This is a genomic window from Demequina maris (assembly GCF_000971155.1).
Classification (GTDB): Bacteria; Actinomycetota; Actinomycetes; order Actinomycetales; family Demequinaceae; genus Demequina; species Demequina maris.
This window is the reverse complement of sequence record NZ_BBLX01000007.1, coordinates 93,840-109,714: the sequence shown is the minus strand read 5'-3', so window position 1 is coordinate 109,714 and position 15,875 is coordinate 93,840. Positions and strand designations below refer to the sequence as shown.

12 protein-coding genes and 1 tRNA gene are annotated in these 15,875 nt (G+C 71.5%); 6 read left to right on the top strand and 7 right to left on the bottom strand.

Annotated features, from left to right (window positions below):
* Positions 1-13 precede the first annotated feature (13 nt).
* The 7 genes from AOM02_RS09820 to upp form a co-directional block, all read right to left on the bottom strand.
* Complete coding sequence (locus tag AOM02_RS09820) at positions 14-2,956, bottom strand: ribonucleoside-diphosphate reductase subunit alpha (RefSeq protein WP_439645398.1); 2,943 nt, start codon at positions 2,954-2,956, stop codon at positions 14-16.
* Positions 2,957-3,430: 474 nt separating this feature from the next.
* A complete protein-coding gene (locus AOM02_RS09815) occupies positions 3,431-4,432 on the bottom strand; it encodes a carbohydrate ABC transporter permease (RefSeq protein WP_062298971.1) in 1,002 nt (333 codons plus the stop codon).
* On the bottom strand, positions 4,429-5,373 hold the full coding sequence (locus AOM02_RS09810; RefSeq protein ID WP_172657604.1) for a carbohydrate ABC transporter permease: 945 nt from the start codon (positions 5,371-5,373) through the stop codon (positions 4,429-4,431). Before AOM02_RS09810 ends, AOM02_RS09815 begins: the two co-directional genes overlap by 4 nt.
* 56 nt (positions 5,374-5,429) lie before the next feature.
* Positions 5,430-6,827 (bottom strand): ABC transporter substrate-binding protein, encoded by a 1,398-nt coding sequence (locus tag AOM02_RS09805; protein ID WP_062298970.1) that lies wholly within the window; start codon positions 6,825-6,827, stop codon positions 5,430-5,432.
* Positions 6,828-6,860: 33 nt separating this feature from the next.
* Entirely contained in the window at positions 6,861-8,612 is a 1,752-nt protein-coding gene (locus tag AOM02_RS09800) for a glycoside hydrolase family 13 protein (RefSeq protein ID WP_082105016.1), read from the bottom strand.
* Between the two features lie 286 nt (positions 8,613-8,898).
* Positions 8,899-9,912 carry a LacI family DNA-binding transcriptional regulator gene (locus AOM02_RS09795; RefSeq protein ID WP_062298969.1) on the bottom strand — a complete coding sequence of 338 codons (1,014 nt, stop codon included), beginning with the start codon at positions 9,910-9,912 and terminating at the stop codon, positions 8,899-8,901.
* Between the two features lie 46 nt (positions 9,913-9,958).
* Positions 9,959-10,600 carry a uracil phosphoribosyltransferase gene (gene upp / locus AOM02_RS09790; RefSeq protein WP_062298968.1) on the bottom strand — a complete coding sequence of 214 codons (642 nt, stop codon included), beginning with the start codon at positions 10,598-10,600 and terminating at the stop codon, positions 9,959-9,961.
* A 62-nt stretch (positions 10,601-10,662) separates the two neighbouring features.
* Here upp and AOM02_RS09785 point away from each other — a divergent pair, with 62 nt between their 5' ends.
* The 6 genes from AOM02_RS09785 to AOM02_RS09760 all read left to right on the top strand — a co-directional run bounded on the left by AOM02_RS09785 (position 10,663) and on the right by AOM02_RS09760 (position 15,775).
* Positions 10,663-11,118, top strand: coding sequence for a nucleoside deaminase (locus tag AOM02_RS09785; RefSeq protein ID WP_367307545.1), 456 nt, complete (start codon positions 10,663-10,665; stop codon positions 11,116-11,118).
* A gap of 57 nt (positions 11,119-11,175) precedes the next feature.
* Positions 11,176-12,216, top strand: coding sequence for an FUSC family protein (locus AOM02_RS09780; protein ID WP_169746619.1), 1,041 nt, complete (start codon positions 11,176-11,178; stop codon positions 12,214-12,216).
* A 34-nt stretch (positions 12,217-12,250) separates the two neighbouring features.
* A tRNA-Ser gene (locus tag AOM02_RS09775) sits at positions 12,251-12,338 on the top strand.
* 155 nt (positions 12,339-12,493) lie between these two features.
* Positions 12,494-13,105, top strand: coding sequence for a TetR-like C-terminal domain-containing protein (locus AOM02_RS09770; protein WP_062298965.1), 612 nt, complete (start codon positions 12,494-12,496; stop codon positions 13,103-13,105).
* A gap of 1 nt (position 13,106) precedes the next feature.
* Positions 13,107-14,564 (top strand): MFS transporter, encoded by a 1,458-nt coding sequence (locus AOM02_RS09765; protein ID WP_062298964.1) that lies wholly within the window; start codon positions 13,107-13,109, stop codon positions 14,562-14,564.
* Complete coding sequence (locus AOM02_RS09760; protein ID WP_062298963.1) at positions 14,561-15,775, top strand: M20 metallopeptidase family protein; 1,215 nt, start codon at positions 14,561-14,563, stop codon at positions 15,773-15,775. Before AOM02_RS09765 ends, AOM02_RS09760 begins: the two co-directional genes overlap by 4 nt.
* Positions 15,776-15,875 lie beyond the last annotated feature (100 nt).

Sequence of the window (15,875 nt, the reverse complement as noted above, 5' to 3'; positions counted from 1 at the left end):
TCTGACGCTTCGCTTACTGGCACGACTCGCACTGGAGCCGCTCCATGGGATCCACGGGGCAGGCGACGCCGCCCACCATCTCCGTGTCCCCGTCGACGGTCTCCACCACATTGAGCAGCGATGCCCCGAGCGGCGCAACCGCAGCGGTCTCGACGGCCGCCGGCGCGGCGGCCTGGGCGGGCTCCGCCTGCTCGGGCAGCGACGCCGGGGGCACCTCGGGCTGCTCCTGCGGGGCGGCCGCGAACGCGGTGGCGGCGACGTCGTTGAGCACCTCCGCCGGCGCCGCGACAGCGCCGGTGGTCGGGGCGGCCTCGACGGTGCCGAGCGGAACGGTCACGGCCGCGGGCTCGGCCGGCTTGACCGCGCCGAAGCCGCGCGTCGCCGGCCGCGCCTCGGCCACCGGCTGCGCGGGCGCCGCGACCACGGGCTGGACCGGTGCCGCGGGCGCCTCCGCGACCGGGGCGACCGCCGCATCGGCCACGGGGGCCGCGGGCGCGGCCGCCTTGGCGGCGCCGAAGCCCTTCCGCGCCGCGCCGAAGCCCTTGCGGGCCGGGCCCGCGGAGCCGCCGGTCGACGGGCGTCCCGCCGCGTTGCCGGTCGAGTTGAGCTTCTCCGTCTTGTTGACGCGCACGGTCGACTGCTCGGCCGTGTGGCGCGGCTTCATGTGGAGGTAGTAGGTGGTCTTGACGCCGCGCTTCCAGGCTGCCGCGTACAGGTCCATCATGTTCTCGACGTCGCGGTCCTCGAGGTAGATGTTCCGGCTGATGGCCTGGTCGATCCACTTCTGGGCGCGCGCCGCCACCTCGATGAAGGCGTAGGGCGAGAGCTGGAACGAGGTCTTGTAGACGTCCTTGAGGTGCTGCGGGACCTCGTCGATCTGCGAGAGGTCGCCCTGCACCTCGAGCAGGCGGTCGCGGACGCTCTCCCAGAGGCCCAGCTCCTGCAGGTCCTTGACGAGGTTGCGGTTGACCTCGAGGAACTTGCCGGACGAGGTGGCGCGGGAGAAGATCTGCGAGAACTGCGGGTCGAAGCCGGGCGTGACGCCGGCGACGAGGCCGATGGAGGCGGTGGGCGCGACGGCCATGAGGGTGGCGTTGCGGATGCCGCCGCGGACCTTCTCGCGCAGCGAGTCCCAGTCCTGCCGCGTGGTGCGGTTCACCTCGATCGGGACGCCGCGGTCCGCCTCGGTCTCCGCGATGGTGTCGAACGGCACCTTGCCCTGCGACCAGCCGGAGCCCGCGAAGTTGTTGTACGCGCCGCGCTCCCGCGCGAGATCCGCCGAGGCGTCGATCGCGTGGTAGCTGACGAACTCGACGATCTCGTCGATGAGGTCGTACGACTCCTCCGACTCGTACGCGAGGCCGAGGCGCTCGGTGATGTCGGTGAAGCCCATGACGCCGAGGCCGATCGCGCGGTTCTCGCGGTTCGCGAACTCCGACTCGGGCACCGACGACAGGGTGATGTCGACGAGGTTGTCGAGCTGGCGCACCGCCAGGCGCACCGAGTCCTTCATCCGATCCCAGTCGATCCTGCCGTCGACGAGGTGCTGCGGCAGGTTGACCGACGCGAGGTTGCAGACCGAGATGTTGTCGCGGTCCTGCGGCAGGCAGATCTCCGTGCAGAGGTTCGACAGGTGGATCGTGCCCGTGTTGGTGTTGAGGGCGCGATTGTTGATGGTGTCCTTCCACGTCAGCCAGGGGTGCGACGTGGTCTGCAGCATGATGAGGATCGACTTGTACTGCTCGCGCGCCTTCATCTTCTTGAACGCGCGCATCTTGCCGGCCTCGGCGAGGGTGACGTACTCGGCGTAGCGCTGCGAGAACGCCGAGCCGACGAGCTCGACGAGGTCGGGCGTCTCGGCCGGGTCGAAGAGGTACCAGTCCGCGTCCGCCTCGACGCGCTTCATGAACTCGTCCGAGATCCACACGGCCGTGTTCGCGGTGCGGGTGCGTCGGTAGGGGTCGCCGGAGTTCTGGCGCAGGTCGAGGAACTGGTGGAAGTCGAGGTGCCAGTTCTCCATGTAGAAGCACAGGGCGCCGAACTTCTTGCCGCCGCGGCTGACCGCGCGCAGCGTCGAGTCGATGGTGTGCATGAACGGGATCGGGCCGGTCGACGTCGTGTTGTTCGAGCGGATCGGCGAGCCCTCGGATCGCAGCTTGGTCACGGACAGCCCGATGCCGCCGGTGCCCTTGGTGAGCCACATGACGTCGCGCACCGACTTCGCGATGTGCTCGATGTCGTCCTCCATCTGCATGACGAAGCAGTTGGAGAGCTGCGGGTACGACGTGCCGGCGTTCACCAGCGTCGAGCCCGCGGGCAGGTAATCGAGTCGCGAGATCTTGTCGTAGAACGACAGCGCGGTCTCGGTGGGGTTCGCCTCGTTGAGCGACAGGCCCATCGCGACGCGCATCCAGAAGTACTGGGGCACCTCGAGCGCCTTGCCGTGGCGGTCCGTGATCATGTAGCGGTTCCGCATGGTGACGGTGCCGATGTACTTCATGAGGTCATCGCGCGTGTGGTCGAGCGCCGCGGCCAGCGCGTCGAGGTCGAACAGCTCCGTGAGGCGCTCGTCGAGCAGGCCGTCCTCGACGGCGTCGCGGATGTAGCCGGGGAAGCGCGCCTGGTGGAGCAGCGCGAGCTCAAGCTCGGTGTCGTAGCCGCCGAGCACCCGCTTGTAGATGACCTTGCGCAGCAGGCGCGAGGCGACGATGTCGAACTGCGGGTCGTCCTTGACGTTCTGGACGGCGACGCCGATGGCGGCCTCGTCGAGCTGCTCGGTGGTGATGCCGTCGAACAGGGTGATCGCGAGCTCGGTCGCGATCTGGGTGGTCATGGAGATCTGGTCGGGCAGCCCCTCGGCCGCGCGCTCGATCGCCTTGTTGATGCGGTCGGCGTTGTACGGCTCGCGCGTGCCGTCGCGCTTGGTGACCTGGATGCCGCTGGTGACGACGGGCACGGCGCCGGTGCCGCCCGTCTGCGCTGACGCGGTGTTCTCGGTGATCGTCACGATGCTCCCCTCGAAGGTGCTCCCGGCGACCCCTCCCCTGGGACCGTGCCGGATCGGTGCTTCATCGCGCTCGGGTGGCGGCGGATCCGGGGGGTTCCACCGGCGTCGTCAGCTCGAGGCGCACCCCCGAACCTAACGCGAACTACACCCGTGTGCAACAAGATGTTGGGGCATGTTGCGATGTGCGCCCCTACATCTTGTGGTTCTGTGGAGAACCTTGTGTAAAGCCTGTGGACACCTCGGCGTGTCGTGTGGACGACAGGCCACCGCCTGTTGAACACTCTGGGACCGCCGATCCTGACCACCCTTCGAGGGTCTCACCGGGGTCTGACAACGGGACCCGCCGCGCGCACGGAAGCGCCGCATCGTCCCCGCGGACTCCCCCTGCCAGCCGCGCGTCAGGTGCCGACGAGGAAGGGGGCGTCAGCCCTTGACCGCCCCTCCGAGACCCGCGGATCGGAGGAACACGCGCTGGAAGATGAGGAACATCGCGATCGGGATGATCGTCGCGATGGCGAGCGCGGCGAGGAACACGTCGAGCTCGGTCTGCGACTGGACCGCGGGCAGGCGGACCGACAGCGGCTGCACCGCCGGGTCGGGCAGCACCAGCAGCGGCCACAGGAAGTCCTTCCATGCCGCGATGATCGCGAACACCGACACGACGCCCAGGATGGGGCGGGACATCGGCAGGATGATCGACCAGAACAGCCGGAACGGGCCGGCGCCATCGGTCTGCGCGGCTTCGATGACCTCGCGCGGCAGGCCGTCGAAGAAGCGCTTCACCAGCAGGATGTTGAAGGCGTTCGCCGCCATCGGCAGCCAGACCGCCAGGTAGTTGTTGAGCAGCGAGTGGTCCCGTCCGAGGAACGGCGGGTCGACGATCGTGAGGTACAGCGGCACCAGCAGCACCACCGACGGGATGAACAGCGTCGCGAGCACGAGCCCGTTGAGGACCCGCGCATAGCGCGGCCGCAGCACCGACAGCGTGTACGCGCCTGTGGTTGCGACGAGCAGCTGGAACGCCCACGCGCCGGCCGCGATCACGATCGTGTTGAAGAAGTACTGGTCGATGTGGATGTCGTTCCAGGCGGTCGACAGGTTCGCCCAGTCGATGCCGTTCGGCCACAGGGCGAACGGCTGGCGCAGCGTGTCCTGGGTGGGCGTGACGGCCGCCTTGGCGAGCCACAGCAGCGGGCCGAGGCCGGCGAGCACCAGCGTGACCGCGAGGAACACGTGCACCCCGGCCATCGCGCGGCGCACGCGCGGCTGGCGCCGGTCGGCGTCCGAGACGATGCTGCGGTCGGAGTCCGTGAGGGAGGGCCGGCGCCGCATCGTCCGGACCGCACGACGGGACGATGCGGGCCCGGGCGGCGGTGGGGCGGCCGCCGCGGCGCTCGGGGCGGGGGTGACGGTGTCCGCGGTCATGACGTGCTCCAGCGGTTGGTGAGGCGGAAGTAGACCCAGCTGAGGACGGCCAGGAACATCGCGAGCATCACGGACAGGGCGGTCGCCATCCCGTAGTTGCCGCCGAGCGAGTTCTGGAACGCGTAGCGGTAGATGAGCAGCAGCACCGTGACCGTGGCGTTGTTGGGGCCGCCGCCCGTGAAGAGGAACGGCTCGAGGAAGATCTGCGCGGTGGCGAGGATCTGCAGGATGAGCATCACGAAGATCACGTTGCGCAGCTGCGGCAGCGTGACGTGCCAGGCCTTGCGCCAGATGCTCGCGCCGTCGACCTCGGCCGCGTCGTAGAGCTCGGGCGGCACGCTGAGCAGCGCGGCGAGGTAGATGATGATCGACCCGCCCGCGGCGGCCCAGGTCGCCTCGATGACGAGCGAGGGCATCGCGGTGTCGGGGCTCTGCAGCCATGGCTGCGGTGAGATCCCCACCGCACCCAGGACGGTGTTGAACACGCCGCTGGGCGAGGCGTCGTAGAAGACCTTCCACAGCAGCACCGCGACCACCGGCGGCACCACCACGGGCAGGTAGGCGAGCGCAGAGTAGACGCCCTTGCCTCGACGGACCTCGCTCATGAGGACGGCCATGAGGATCGGGATGGGGAAGCCCATGACGAGGGCGAGGGCCGCGAAGTACAGGGTGTTGCGCACGGCGGTGCCGAGCAGCGGGTCGTTGAGCACCGCGACGAAGTTGTCGATCCCCACCCAGGTCGCGGGGGTGAGCAGGTTGGTCTCCTGGAAGCTCATCACGACGGAGCGGACGATGGGCGTCCAGCTGAAGACGAGGAAGACGAGGATCATCGGCAGCGCGAAGGCGAGCCGCGAGAGGCCGCCCGAACGCAGCCAGGTCGCCGGCGTCCCGCGACGGCGGGCCGCGCGCTCCGGCGGCGCGGCGGGTGAGGTGGTGGTCATGCGAGTCCTCCGGCGCGGCGGTGGGTGCGGGCCGATGCCCGCACCCACCGCGGGCGCTACTGGTCGAGAAGGGCCTGGGCGTCGGCGTCGGCCTGCGTGAGCAGGGCGTCGATGTCCGCGTTCTCGTCGGTGAGGACGGCCTGGACGAGCGGGTCGAGCAGGGCGTAGATCTCCTGCGTCTTGCCCTTGGGCTCGCCCACGGGGGTCTGGTCCCAGATGCGGTCGGTGAACGGCGCCATCTGGTCGACGGGCACGTTGACGTAGTCCGCGATCCAGGTCTGCGACTCCTCGTAGAGCTCGCGGCTGAGGACCGGCAGCACCGGGGTGCCGACGGCCTGGCCCGCGTCGGCCAGCGCCTGCGCGTCCGCGACCGCGGCGGCCTCGTTCATCAGCTTCTGCATGTAGTACCAGTCGATCCACTTGATGGCCGCGGCCTTGGTGGCGTCGTCGACGGTCGGGCTCACGACGGCGATGTCGCCGCCGCCGAGGGTGCCGGGGTCCTCGCCCTCGAGCGGCATCACCGTGAGGCCGTAGTCGCCGGCCTCCATGCCGAAGTCGCGCACGAGCGCCGTGTAGACGTCCGAGCCGGAGGTGAACATGCCGACGTTGCCCGCGGCGAACTCCTGGTTGATGGTTCCCCAGTCGAGGTCCACCTTGTAGCCGAACGAGTCGTCGACCCAGCGCAGGTCGTGCAGGAACTCGAGCGTCGCCTTGGTGCCCTCGTTGTTGATGGTCGAGGTGTAGGTGCCGTCGCCGTCGTCGACCTGCGTGCGGCCGCCGCGCGACACGGTCTGCGCGGTGAGCTGCCAGCCGCCCGTGTTGTTGATCGCCATCTGCGCGTAGCCGGCCTTGCCAGTGGCCTCGGTGATGGCCTTGGCCGCCTCGCGGACCTCGTCCCAGGTCGCCGGCGGGTCATCGGGGTCGAGCCCGGCCTGCTCGAACAGGTCGCGGTTGTAGTGCAGGCCCATCGCGTACGCCTGGCGGGGGAAGCCGTAGATGTGGCCGTCCGCGCCGGTGACGCCGTCAAGGATCACGGGGTTGAACGAGTCCGTGTAGCCGAGCGCGTCGATCTCGTCGGTCACGTCCATGAGCTGGCCGTTCTCGAGGAGGGTCTTCGAGTCCGTGAACGGGACGGTGAAGACGTCGGGCAGGCTGCCACCTGCCAGCTGCACCGCGAAGGTCGGGCCGGTCCACTCGTACTCGACGCCGATCACGTCGATGTCGGGGTTGGCGTCCTCGAACTGGGCCTCCTGGGTGGCGAACGCCTCGTAGGCCGCGGCGTCGGCGCCGGGCGGGAACGTGGCGACGCGCAGCTCGACCTTCGTGCCCCCGGCGGAGCCGTCGGACGAGCTGGTGGTCTCGGCGCCGTCACTGGACGTGCACGCGGTGAGGAGCATCGCCCCGGCCGCGAGCGTCACGCCCGCCGCCGCGGTCCTGCGACTGATCGACATCATTGTCTTTCTCCTTCTCCTTGGGGATGCGCGCCCTCAGGCGCTCTCGTCACCGGCGGGCTCGACGGCGAGCCAGACGGTGGAGTCCGGGGGCAGCATCCCGGCCGCGAGCGGGGAGCTCGCGAGCAGGACGCCGCGGTGGTCGGGCAGCGCGATCGGCGCGCCGCCCAGGTTGGTGATCGACGCGACCGTGCCGCCGCGGGTGAACGCGATGACGTCGGCGCCGAGCTCGTGCCACGCGAGGTCGCCCTCGCGCAGGTCGTCGCGGTCGCGGCGCAGCGCGAGCGCGTCGCGGTACAGCGCGAGCATGGACGATGCGTCGGCCTCCTGGCGCTCGACGGCGAGCGCCGCGAAGGCGGCGGGCTGCGGGAGCCACGGCTCCGCCGCATCGTCCGGGCCGAAGCCGAGGGAGACGCCGTCGCCGCTCCACGGCAGCGGGACGCGGCAGCCGTCGCGGCCCGGGTCCACGCCGCCGGAGCGGAAGTGCATCGGGTCCTCGATGACCTCTCGGGGCAGCTCGACCTCGGGCAGGCCCAGCTCGTCTCCCTGGTAGATGTAGAGGCAGCCGGGCAGCGCGGCCGTGAGCAGGGCGGCGGCGCGGGCGCGGCGGGTGCCGAGCGCGAGGTCGGTGGGGGTGCCGAAGCGCTTGCGGTCGAACGCGAAGCCCGAGTCCTCGCGCCCGTACCGGGTCACCGGCCGCGTGATGTCGTGGTTGGACAGCACCCAGGTCGCGGGCGCGCCCACGGGGGCGTGCTCGGCGAGGGTGCGTCGGATCGAGCGGCGCATGGCCTCCGCGTCCCATGGCTGCGTCATGAGGTCGAAGTTGAACGCGGTGTGCATCTCGTCGGGGCGCAGGTACCGCGCGAAGCGGGCGGCGTCCTCGAGCCACACCTCGCCGACGAGCACGCGCGGCTGCTCGTACGAGTCCGCGACGGCGCGCCACGCGCGGTAGATGTCGTGGATCTCGTCGCGGTCGACATGCGGGTGCTGACCCGGCGCGGGGTCGACCGGCAGCATCGGCAGCGCCTCGTCCTTGACCGGCAGCGCGGCGGAGTCGATGCGCACGCCGGCGACGCCGCGATCGAACCAGAACCGCAGCACGTCCTCGTGCTCGGCGCGCACGTCGGGGTGGTTCCAGTTGAGGTCGGGCTGCTCCGGCGTGAAGAGGTGGAGGTACCACTCGCCGGGCGTGCCGTCGGGGTTCGTGGTGCGGGTCCACGTGGAGCCCTGGAAGCTCGACACCCAGTCCGTGGGCTCCTGGTCGCCGTGCTCCCCGCGGCCGGGCCGGAACCAGAAGCGCTCGCGCTCGGGGCTTCCGGGGCCGGCGGCGAGGGCGGCCTGGAACCACTCATGCTCGTGGCTGATGTGGTTGGGGACGATGTCGATGATCGTCCGGATGCCGAGCTCACCGGCCTCGCGGATGAGCGCCTCCGCCTCGGCGAGATCCCCGAACATGGGGTGGATCGCGCGGTAGTCGGCGACGTCGTAGCCGCCGTCCGCCAGCGGGCTCGGGTACCAGGGGTTGAACCACAGCGCGTCGACGCCGAGCGCCGCGAGGTAGGGCAGCCGGGCGCGCACGCCGGCGAGGTCGCCGGTGCCGTCGCCGTCGGCGTCCGCGAACGAGCGGACGTAGACCTGGTAGATCACCGCGGTGCGCCACCACTCATGACCGGCGTCGGGGCGGTCGGTGGGCGCCTGGTGCCGCGGGAGCGCGGGCGAGGCGCCCGGGCTGCCGGCGGCGGATGCGCCGGAGGCCGCGTCGGCCGGGCTCAGGACGTCGCTGTCCACATCGCTCCTTGCATCGTCGTCGTCGAGAATGCGACCACCGTAACTTTCGACGCGATACTGCGCAAGTTTTTGACAATCACTAGCAAGATTGCGATTCGGTAACGAGGCTCACGGCGGGACGGAGGCACGGGTCCATCCGCGCGCGGCGGCGTCACGCCTGGCAGGGAGCGGGAGCGCTCCGCGCGCGCATGTCACACAGCTGACGGCAGGTGGTCAGCGCCGCGAACGGGGATCGGGGCGCACGTGTCGCGAGAGGTGTGACTTGCGGTCGTGCGACGGCGCGGGTTCAGCGCGCGGCGGGGACCGGGCCCGTGGACCCGCGCAGCACGAGCTCGGGCTCGAAGAGCAGCTCGTCGCCGGGCTGTGCGGTGCCCGCGATCTGCCCGAGCAGCAGGTCGATGATCGCGCGCCCCATCGCGTCGATGGGCTGCCGCACCGTGGTGAGCGGCGGGTCGGTGAAGCTCATGAGCGCGGAGTCGTCGTAGCCCACCACCGACACGTCCTGCGGCACCGCGAGGCCCGCGCGGCGCGCCGCGCGGATCGCGCCGAGCGCGAGCGGGTCGGACGCGCACACGATCGCGGTGGCGCCGTTCGCGAGCAGGCGGGTGGCGCCCGCCTGGCCGGACTCGATCGAGTACAGGCCGTGGACCAGGAGGGACGGGTCGAGCGGGATGCCGAGGCGGTCGAGCACACGTTCGGCGCCCTCGCGCTTGCGGCGCGACGGCTGGTGGCCGGCGGGGCCGAGCAGCAGGCCGATGCGCCGGTGGCCGAGCTGGTGGAGGTGCAGCACGGCCTGCTCGGCCGCGGACACGTCGTCGGTGGAGATCGTCGCGAACCCGAGATCCGCGACCGGGGCGCTCACCAGCACGGTGGGCAGGTTGACCTGCCGCAGCCGTTCGTAGTGCCCGTGGGGCGCGTCCGCCTCGGTGTAGTTGCCGCCGAGGAAGATGACGCCGCTCACCTGCTGCGCGAGCAGCAGGTCGACGTAGTCGGACTCGGTGATACCGCCCGCGTTCTGCGTGCACAGCAGGGGCGTGTAGCCGCTCTGCATGAGCCCGCCGCCGATGATCTCCGCGAGCGCGGGGAAGATCGGGTTCTGCAGCTCCGGCAGCACGAGGCCGACGAGCCGCGCGCGCTCGCCGCGCAGCTTGGTGGGGCGCTCGTAGCCGAGCACGTCGAGCGCCGTGAGCACGGCCTGACGCGTGGCCTCCGACACGCCGGGCTTGCCGTTGAGCACGCGGCTCACGGTGGCCTCGCTCACCCCGACCTTGCGGGCGACCTCAGCAAGCCTCTTCGACATAGCGCAAGACTATGCAAGAACTTGCAGGATCGCGCAAGCAGATGACCTACAGGTCGACGATGCCGTACAGGCGGTCGCCCGCGTCGCCGAGGCCCGGCACGATGTAGCCGACCTCGTTGAGCTTCTCGTCGACCTGCGCGACGACCACGGAGACGTCGGCGCGGTCGCCCACCTTCTCCTGGACGTGGGCGATGCCCTCGGGCGCCGCGAGCAGGCACACGCAGGTGACGTCGGTGGCGCCGCGCTCGAGCACGTACTCGATCGCCATGACGAGCGAGCCGCCGGTCGCGAGCATCGGGTCGATGAGGAACACCTGGCGACCCGTGAGGTCCTCGGGGAGGCGGTTCGCGTAGGTGATCGCCTCGAGGGTCTCCTCGTCGCGCTTGAGGCCCAGGAAGCCCACCTCGGCGCTCGGCAGCAGGCGCGTCATGCCGTCGAGCATGCCCAGGCCCGCGCGCAGGATCGGCACGATGATGGGCGCCGGGTCCGCGATCTTGGTGCCGGTCGTGGTGGTCAGCGGGGTCTCGACCTCGCACTCGACCACGCGCACGTCGCGGGTCGCCTCGTACGCGAGCAGCGTCACCAGCTCGTCCACCAGGAGGCGGAACGTCGGCGACGGGGTCTTCTTGTCCCGCAGGACGGTGACCTTGTGACGGATGAGCGGGTGATCGGCGACGTGCAGATGCATGGTCCGAGGGTATCGCGCGAAGCGGCCGATGGCCCGGGACGATGCGCCGGTAGCCTGACCTCGTGAGAGGCCGGTGGGACGACGCGATGGGCGAGGCGCTCGTCCAGGCGCGCGCGGCGCGCGAGGCGGGCGACGTCCCGGTCGGCGCGGTGGTGCTCTCACCCGACGGCGACATCATCGGCACCGGGCACAACCGGCGCGAGGCCGTCCACGACCCCTCCGCCCACGCCGAGGTCGAGGCGATCCGGGCCGCCGCATCGTCCCTGGGCACGTGGCGCCTCGACGGCTGCACCATGGTCGTGACGCTGGAGCCGTGCCTCATGTGCGCCGGCGCGATCCTGCAGTCCCGCATCCCGCGGCTCGTGCTCGGCGCGTGGGACGAGAAGGCCGGCGCGACCGGCTCGCAGTGGGACGTGGTGCGGGACGCGCGCATCGGCGCCAAGGTCGAGGTCGTCTCCGGGGTGCGCGCCGCGGAGTGCGCCGAGCTGCTCACCGAGTTCTTCGAGGCCCGGCGCTAGATGGCCGAGGATCCCCGTCGTCGCGACGTATGGCGCCACGGGATGCGCCGCGCGGTCGTGAGCCTGGGCACTCTCGTGCCGGCCAAGGAGCCGCGGTGGCCCATCGCGCTGCAGGCGTCGATCGTGCTCACCGTGCCGATCCTCGTGGGCATCGCCTTCGACCGCATCGACCTGGGCCTGATCGCCGCGACCGGCGCGTTCACGGTCCCCTACTTCGCGGCGCTGCCCCGGCTCGAGCGCCTGCGGCTGCGCCCGATCGCGGGGCTGGTCCTCGTGCTCACCAGCATCCTCGGCGCGCTGCTCGCGCCGCACGCGTGGTGGTCCGCGCTGGGGCTGGTGGCGGTCACGATCCTCATCGGCATCGCGGTGCACGGCTACCGCCTGGGACCGCCGGGCCCGCTGTTCCCGATCCTCGTCTACGGCATGTCCGGTCACGCGGTGAACGGCGGGGTGCCGCCGCTCGTGCTGGTCGGCGCCGTCGCGGCGGGCTGCGCGTGGGCCGTCGTCGCGAGCATCGCACCCCTGGTCAGGCGCGTGCACTGGCAGGTGACACCGCGGCCGCTGCGCGTGCTGCTCGCGCCGCCGGAGTGGGACCGGGGCGCGCGCGAGCTGGTGTGGCGCACCGCGATCGTCGCGGTGGCCGGCACGGCGCTGTCGATGCTCTACGTGGACCCCGACCGCGCCTACTGGACGGTGGCGGCCGGCGTGGTCGTCGTGGGCGTGGTGCCCGGGCGCGGTCCGGCGGTGACCCGCGGCCTGCATCGTGCCGTCGGGACCGTGCTGGGCGTGGGCGTGTACCTCGCGATCGCGTACTCCGGGATGCCCGCCCTCGCGCTGGCGCTGACGCTCGGCGCGCTGCAGTTCGTGACCGAGCTCGCGATCACCCGGCACTACGCGATCGCGGTCACGGCGGTCACGCCGATGGCGCTCGTGATCGTGACCGCGAGCGCCGGCGAGCTCGGCGACCTGGCCGTCACGGGCGAACGCCTCCTCGATACGGCACTTGGTGCAGGCCTGGCGGTGGCAACCGCCCTGCTACATCCGCCGGCACCCCCCGATCCGGCGGGGAGGCACGCACCCCCGCATCGGCCCGATTAGGTTTTTTCGTTCACACTCCGGTAATCTCTTCCGCGGTGACGTGTCCGAGCGGCCGAAGGTGCAGCACTCGAAATGCTGTGTACGGTAACCCCGTACCGTGGGTTCAAATCCCACCGTCACCGCCGTTGAGGAAGCCCTCCCCGAGAGTCTCGGGGAGGGCTTCTCTCGTGCCCGGGGACGATGCGCGGGGGGCTCCTGCGACCCGGGCGCGGGACCGCAACCGAAGATTGACGCGGCCGTAACACTTACGAAACGGCCCGTTCCGTATGTTCGGGCCATGGCACCCGCACCGAACGCCGCGACCCCCGCCGGCCGCCCCGCCGACGAGGAGCTCAGCCGCCGCATCCTCGACGTCGGCCTCGACCTGCTCCACGAGCACGGCTACGCCGCGCTGCGTGTCGAGCATGTCGCGAAGGCGGCGGGCTGCGGCAAGGCCGCGATCTACCGCCGCCACGCCGACAAGGCCGCCCTGGTCGCGGCCATCGTGCTCGCCCACGCCGAGATCGGCGAATGCCCCGACACCGGCTCGGCGCGCGAGGACCTCCTCGAGCATGCGCTCCAGAACCAGCGCAACCAGGAGGGCAAGGGGGTCGCCGCGGGACGCGCGATGTCCGCGATCCTCGAGCCCGAGGTCTTCGCCCTGGTCTGGGACTCCCTCTTCCTGGTCCGCCGCCGCCACGGCGAGCGGATCCTCGACCGCGCCATCACCCGCGGCGAGCTCCCCTCCGACGTCGACCCCGACGTCATCCTCGATGCGCTCTCCGGGCTCACCCTGCTCCGGCACGCGATCGAGGGCGTCCGCGTCGAGCCGCGCCAGTACCTGGCGCTGATCGACGCGCTCCTCACCTCCCCTCCCCGACTGCTCCACGCCTCCGAAGGAACGGACTGACATGACCTCCGCGCCCGCAACCGGCTCGATGCGACGGCTCTCGCCGCGCGTCGTCGTCGGCTTCCTCCTGCTCTGCGAGCTCGCCTCGGGCTTCGCCCAGGGCTTCTACCCGCCGCTGCTCGGCGAGATCGCCGAGCACATGCGCGTCAGCGACGCCGACATCACCTGGTTCCTCACGGTCCAGACGCTCGGCGCCGCCGTGTGCGTGCCGCTGCTGTCGCGCCTCGGCGACGTGTTCGGCCACCGCCGGATCCTCCGCATCGCCGTAGTCGCGGTCATCGTCGGCGGCCTCCTCACGGCCTTCGCACCCAATTACGAGACGATGCTGATCGGCCGCCTGCTCACGGCCCCCGAGGCGGCGTGGCTCCCGCTCGAGATCGCGCTGATCCACAACCGCATCAAGGGCGACACCGCGCGCAGCTCGATCGGCCTGCTGGTGTCCTTCCTGACCGGCGGCCTGATCCTCGGCACGGTCGCGAGCGGCCTGATCGCCGGCGCCATGCCGTCGCTCACCGCCACGCTGCTCGTCCCCGTCGTGTTCGGCCTGGTCGCCGTCTACGCCGCGTTCTTCAAGGTCCCCGAGTCGACCGAGCGCACCCGCGTCCGCATCGACGGCATCGGCTTCGCGGGCATCGGCATCGCGATGATCGCCCTCCTCTTCGGGCTCCACCTTGCCTCCGACGCCGGATTCGGCGCGCCCTCGACGCTGATCACCCTGGCGGTCGCCGTCGCGATCTTCGCCGCGTGGGTCGCGTGGGAACGCCGCTCCGACTCGCCCGCGATCGACGTGCGCATGGTCGTCTCCCCCAAGCTCGGCCCCGCCTACCTCGCGGCCTTCCTGTTCGGCATGGTGCTCTTCGGCACGCAGACGCCGATCACGACCTTCCTCGCGGCCGACCCGGCCGAGGTCGGCTACGGCTTCGCGGCCGCGCCCGGCACCGTCTCGGCCGTGATGGGCCTGCTGATGATCATGGCCACCGTGGGCGCGGGCGCGTTCGCGCCCATCGCACGCCGGGTCGGCATGCGCGCCGTCCTGGTCGCCGGTGCCGTGCTCGCCGCGGGCGCCTGGGCCTTCCAGATCGGGATGCACACGGCCATGTGGCACATGTACCTCTTCGCGCTCGTCGGCGGCATCGGCATGGGCCTCCTCATGGGCGCGCTGCCGGCGCTCATCGCCGAGGCGGCGCCGAGCGATCAGACGGGCATCGCGGCCGGCATCTACAACTCGCTGCGCACGCTCGGAGGTGCCGCTGCGGGTGCGGTCTTCGCGGTCCTCCTGACGGCCTTCACCCCCGTCGGGGAGCTCGCGTCCTCGCTGGGCGGCTACGTGGCGATCTGGACGTTCTCCGCCGTCGCCTTCGTCGTCATCGCGATCGCGCTGGGATCGATGCGCATCGCCGACGGCGACCCGGTCGCCAGCGAGACCGGCACCGAGGAGCTGGAGGGCGCAGCGCGATGACCACCGATCGGTCCGCCGAGGCACCCGACTTCGCCGCCGACGCCGCCGCGATCCTTCCCGACCTGGTCGCCCTCCGCCGGGCGCTGCACGCCGACCCGGAGCTGGGCCTCGACCTGCCGCGCACGCAGGCGAAGGTGCTCGCGGCCCTCGAGGGCCTGCCGCTCGAGATCACCACGGGCACCGCGACCACCTCGGTGGTCGCGGTGCTCCGCGGCGCCCTCCCCGGCCCCGCCGTGCTGCTCCGCGGCGACATGGACGCCCTGCCGCTGGACGAGGCGACCGGCCTCGACTACGCCTCGACCAACGGCGCGATGCACGCGTGCGGTCACGATCTCCACACCGCGGGCCTCGTCGGGGCCGCGCGGCTGCTCGCGGCCCACCGTGACCGGCTCGCCGGCTCGGTCATCTTCATGTTCCAGCCCGGCGAGGAGGGCGACGGCGGCGCGAGGATCATGATCGACGAGGGTCTCCTCGACGCCGCCGGGGACAGGCCCGTCGGCGCCTACGCGATCCACATGGCCCCGGGGCCGCGCGGCGTCTTCGGAACCCGCCCGGGGCCGGTCATGGCGGGAGCGGCGATGCTGCACGTCACCGTGCGGGGCCGCGGTGGCCACGGCTCGCAGCCGCAGCACGCGCTCGACCCGGTCCCCGTCGCGGCGGAGACCGTGCTCGCTCTCCAGAGCTTCGTCACCCGCAGCTTCGACGCCTTCGACCCGGTGGTGCTCACCGTGACCCGCATGAGCACCGGCGACGGCGCCATCAACGTCATCCCCGAGCAGGTCGAGCTCGGCGCGACGGTCCGCTTCATGTCCGCGGCGTCGCTCGAGAGGCTCCAGGCGCGACTGCCCCGCGTGATCGAGGGCGTCGCGTCCACGCACGGCCTCACCGCGGACGTCCGCTTCGAGGCCTACTACCCGGCGACGGTGAACGATGCCGCGGAGACCGCGTTCACCGTCGAGACGCTGGCCGGCGTCTTCGGCGAGCAGCGCGTCATGACCATGCCGGCGCCGGTCATGGGCTCGGAGGACTTCTCCTTCGTGCTCGACGAGGTTCCGGGCACGTTCCTCATGCTCATGGCCTCGCCGCCGGACATCGACCCGGCCACCGCCGAGTTCAACCACTCCCCGCGCGTGCTCTTCGACGACGCGGTGCTGGGCGACCAGGCGGCCGCCCTGGCCACGCTCGCGTTCGCGAGGACCGCGCGGGCGTAGCCGCACGGGCAGAGGGCGGGGGACGCGCGCATCGTCCCCCGCCCTCCGCCGCGTCCGCGCAGGTACGCTCCGAAGCATCGACGACGCGGACGGGAGCGCG

Coding starts and splice junctions, on each gene's coding strand:
- AOM02_RS09765 (WP_062298964.1), top strand. CDS start 13,107: ATGACCTCCGCGCCCGCAACCGGCTCGATGCGACGGCTCTCGCCGCGC.
- AOM02_RS09770 (WP_062298965.1), top strand. CDS start 12,494: ATGGCACCCGCACCGAACGCCGCGACCCCCGCCGGCCGCCCCGCCGAC.
- AOM02_RS09805 (WP_062298970.1), bottom strand. CDS start 6,827: ATGATGTCGATCAGTCGCAGGACCGCGGCGGCGGGCGTGACGCTCGCG.
- upp (WP_062298968.1), bottom strand. CDS start 10,600: ATGCATCTGCACGTCGCCGATCACCCGCTCATCCGTCACAAGGTCACC.
- AOM02_RS09760 (WP_062298963.1), top strand. CDS start 14,561: ATGACCACCGATCGGTCCGCCGAGGCACCCGACTTCGCCGCCGACGCC.
- AOM02_RS09815 (WP_062298971.1), bottom strand. CDS start 4,432: ATGACCGCGGACACCGTCACCCCCGCCCCGAGCGCCGCGGCGGCCGCC.
- AOM02_RS09810 (WP_172657604.1), bottom strand. CDS start 5,373: ATGACCACCACCTCACCCGCCGCGCCGCCGGAGCGCGCGGCCCGCCGT.
- AOM02_RS09795 (WP_062298969.1), bottom strand. CDS start 9,912: ATGTCGAAGAGGCTTGCTGAGGTCGCCCGCAAGGTCGGGGTGAGCGAG.